The organism is Bacillus sp. BF2-3 (assembly GCF_008368795.1).
Lineage (GTDB): Bacteria > Bacillota > Bacilli > Bacillales > Bacillaceae_G > Bacillus_A > Bacillus_A cereus.
The window spans coordinates 1-3,724 of the sequence record NZ_QOSA01000075.1; the positions used below are offsets into that span (position 1 = coordinate 1).

Sequence of the window (3,724 nt, forward strand, 5' to 3'; positions counted from 1 at the left end):
AAAATTGGTGTTTCACACCTTCGCATTTTTGAGGAAGGAGTCTTCTGTCGGAAAACGATAAAACGGTATAAAAAGAGGAATCACTCTTTGTTTTCTTATTACTTAATTTGTAATTATTATTGATTAAACCTCATATTTTTTAATTAAATTTCCAACTACATTTAAAAAGAGTTCTTTTATTTTATTTCCATCAAGCTAACACACTTTGATTATCAGTTTACCTATAAATTAGCCGTAGGTTAATTATTAACCCATAAACTTTTCCAGGAATTTTAATAAGAATCATAAAGGTAACTAGAATTAAGGTGTTTTATGCTAATAAAACTAGAATATCAATAAAACCTTCACTGAAAGATAGCGCCAACAATAACCAAATTTCTTTCGCTAATCCTATAAATAAAAAGTCGATTTCCTGTACGTTAAGAAATCGACTTTTTAGTGAGTAACTTAATTTCTTTATTAGACACGAGCTTGGTTATAGTAAATTCAAAATATCTTTTGGTTTATTTAATACAAAATCAGCTTTTTCAAAACCTTATCACCTGAAATTGATTTTACATAATCTTAGCTTGATAGCGATGTGAAACTACCCCTATATAAAGTGCTTCACTACGTTACGATTTGATTACCAAACACACTAAATGCTTAAATAGGTCTACGTTCGCTCACTAATAAAAATACATAGAGTTACATCACTTTGTTAAATAAAGTTAGTACCCTTATTTAGAAAATTCTTCAATACTTTCGTAAGCAATTAATACCCTATTACTTTTTGCCACTCAAAATCATTGCATTTCCTAATACTTTTTTATTTAATAAAAGCTTTGGTAATTTCATTTCTTCAGCAAGCTTGTAGCTATTAAATTTAGATATGTCGAGTTTCTCTAGGTCATTTAAAAACTCTTCTGTATCCCCAAATATTTTTTCATCCATAAATAAATCTAAAAAGATAAATTCACCACCAGGTTTTAATACTCTTATAGCCTCTTTAATTAATTCTATTTTATTGTTTGTATCTTTCACTTCATGAAATGTTAGGCAACTTACAACTATATCAAGTGCATTATCCTGCAAAGGGAGCTTAGCGGCACTTGCTTTTAAAAAATTAACCCTATCAGATACACCTTCTATTTTAGCATTCTGTTGACATTGATCTTGTGAGTATTCCCAATTCTTCCCCCAATAATCAATTCCAGTTAAAAAGGATTTAGGAAAAGTCATTGCAAGTTTAATAATCAATGACCCACTACCTGTTCCAATATCTAATATTTTTCCTTCTCCATCCCAATTCAATTTTTTAACAATTAAATCATGTATTTTTGATTGGTAATCCTCTCCGAATGCTGCGAATTGGTAAGTAGAATAAGAAAGTATAAACGTTATATAAATAAAAGGTATCGCTATAACCCCTGATAGGATTCGCAGATAGAAAGTAATAGGCAATAATGTTATCAATAGAAGAATTATTGAGCTTATCAAAAATACAATCAGTTTTTTCATTCGAATCCAAGTCTGATATTTAGTTTTTTTTCTCATTAGCACCATTCCTGTATATTTTTCACATATGGTTTATTCGTTATAAGATACTTTTATCTACCCCCTCCTATAAGATTATTTTTAAGCTATTAACAAATAATTGGTTATAGGTTTTAAGCAATGCTAAAGCCACTTCAACTCATTTTCATAGCTCTATATGTTGTCCGGACTTGAAATCTGCTGAATTTATTTATATTTTCATAGCATTTAATATTATGAATAATATCATCATAATTTAGATTGGCTGAAAACTCAACTCAAAAAAAATTGCAAATTTGTCCTAGGTTGTAACTAAATCTAAGAATCTTTGTATTAGAATTACCTATTTACACAATGGCTGAGTGAATATATATGAAATTGGCTGGTTTCTATTCTAAATATATACTCTATTATATAAATAAACACAAATAGATTAGGGAGTTACTAGTAATATGAAAGAAATAGAAATTATAAAATCAATCGAAAAAATAGCCATTACATGGCAAGGTGCAACAATTAATATTCCATTAAAAGATATAATTGAGGTTAATAAAAACAATACGTTAAAAAATACTGACAAAGCAGTAGAAATTGGTAATAAATTTAAAAATTCAGAAGCAATCTTTATTAGAACAAAAAAATTGAATTTTATATTATTTACAACTAATAAATTAACACTCCTAAATGAAATCAAGTTTTAAATTATGAAAAATTCTGGTGAGAATTTTTCTAATTATTTTATAAAAGGGTATACTAAATTACACAAAATACAACCTATTTATAGGGATACTTGGGGAATTACTAATGAACATTTATGTGAATAAATAAAAATAAACAGACAATAAATCGATTCTAATTATATAAAAAATACATAACTATAAGTGGTGTTATTGAATCGCTTTAATATTTATTTAATAGAGGTTCAATTTAAAATTCATCTTCCAAAATTAAATTACCGGCATCATTATCTTTTGTCAATCGCTGATTCAAATAATTTTCTTTCGTAGTACGATCATTTTTATGACCTACTGCAGCTGCGATAATATGAGGTGGTAATCCTTTGTAATCATATAAGTACTGTACATAAAAATGTCTAAAGAAGTGGGGAGTAATTCCCATATTCTCTGTAAAGGGTAGTTGAGTATCCTTAATGATTTTAGAAATATATTGTGACAAATAATTCTCTCTATAAGCAGTATGGTTTTTAGTTTGAAATACTGTTCCACCATTTCTATTTCCAATGTCTATAGGTAATCTTCTCCGCATTCGAAATGCGACAATCCGATTGAAAATCTCCTTATTAATGGAAACAATCCGCTCATTATCTCCCTTTGTATCAACCTTTAAATAATATCGTCCTCGTATAGTATCATACTCAAGATCTTCCCACTTTGCATGTGCGACTTCTGCAACACGTAACCCTGTGGTAGCTAGAACTGACAATAAAGCGTAATTGATTTTATTATCCTTGTAGTAATGAAGCAATTGTTTTACTTCCTCATATGATAACTCCCGTTTAGGTTTATGTTGTTTATTTACAGTTGTACTTAGTATCTCAACATGTAGAGGATCCTGGATATATTGGATTTCATATAGCCATTTCAAATATGAACGAATAATACCAAGCTTTCTACTAACTGTAGATGGCTTGTATTTATCTTTTGACTGATAGGAAATTGCCTCTTGAGATAACCATTTTTGATAATTACGGATATGCCGTTTCCTAAGGTTTCTCCATACTTGACCAAATCTATAATCCTTTACATCTTTCTGTAGAAATTCCTCACTTTGTTTAATAAAGAAATAAAACTGACTTAAATCACGTGCATATAGGATTCTTGATGCATCCTTGATTCGTTTTTCTTGGTCAAAATGTGTTTGTCGATTCAAGTAGTAGTACAGTATTTCTTCATCTGAAAATCCTTCATATGTATATGAATCTTCTCTTTCGTTATTTTCCTTTTTTACTTCCGCTTCATTTATATAATCAGGATTCCATAATGTAATTAGATTTGTAAAATTTTGTTTTTGTTGCTCTATGTTATTTAAAGAAGTATCATTATGAATAATATCTATTTCAAATTTCAATGTTATTCAATCCTTTATAAATTTATTTTATATTAAATATTATAACGTAATCATTTAGAAATTAAATTATATATTAAGATTAAATTTTACAAAGCTATAAATAAATAATGACTATAGAAAA

Annotated in this window: 3 protein-coding genes; 1 reads left to right on the forward strand and 2 read right to left on the reverse strand. The window is 28.0% G+C overall.

What is annotated here, in order from left to right; genetic code table 11:
- Window positions 1-765: 765 nt before the first annotated feature.
- Window positions 766-1,536 (reverse strand): class I SAM-dependent methyltransferase, encoded by a 771-nt coding sequence (locus tag DN401_RS29590; RefSeq protein WP_149288135.1) that lies wholly within the window; start codon window positions 1,534-1,536, stop codon window positions 766-768.
- A 431-nt stretch (window positions 1,537-1,967) separates the two neighbouring features.
- On the opposite strand from DN401_RS29590, the gene DN401_RS29595 reads away from it, so the two are divergent.
- A complete protein-coding gene (locus DN401_RS29595; RefSeq protein ID WP_149288136.1) occupies window positions 1,968-2,216 on the forward strand; it encodes a SunI/YnzG family protein in 249 nt (82 codons plus the stop codon).
- Between the two features lie 226 nt (window positions 2,217-2,442).
- Here DN401_RS29595 and DN401_RS29600 read toward each other — a convergent pair whose 3' ends face one another.
- Entirely contained in the window at window positions 2,443-3,603 is a 1,161-nt protein-coding gene (locus DN401_RS29600; protein WP_149288137.1) for a tyrosine-type recombinase/integrase, read from the reverse strand.
- Window positions 3,604-3,724 lie beyond the last annotated feature (121 nt).

What these genes read in the sequence shown, in the direction of transcription:
- DN401_RS29590 (WP_149288135.1), bottom strand. Translation starts at nt 1,536, where the DNA reads ATGAGAAAAAAAACTAAATATCAGACTTGGATTCGAATGAAAAAACTG.
- DN401_RS29595 (WP_149288136.1), top strand. Translation starts at nt 1,968, where the DNA reads ATGAAAGAAATAGAAATTATAAAATCAATCGAAAAAATAGCCATTACA.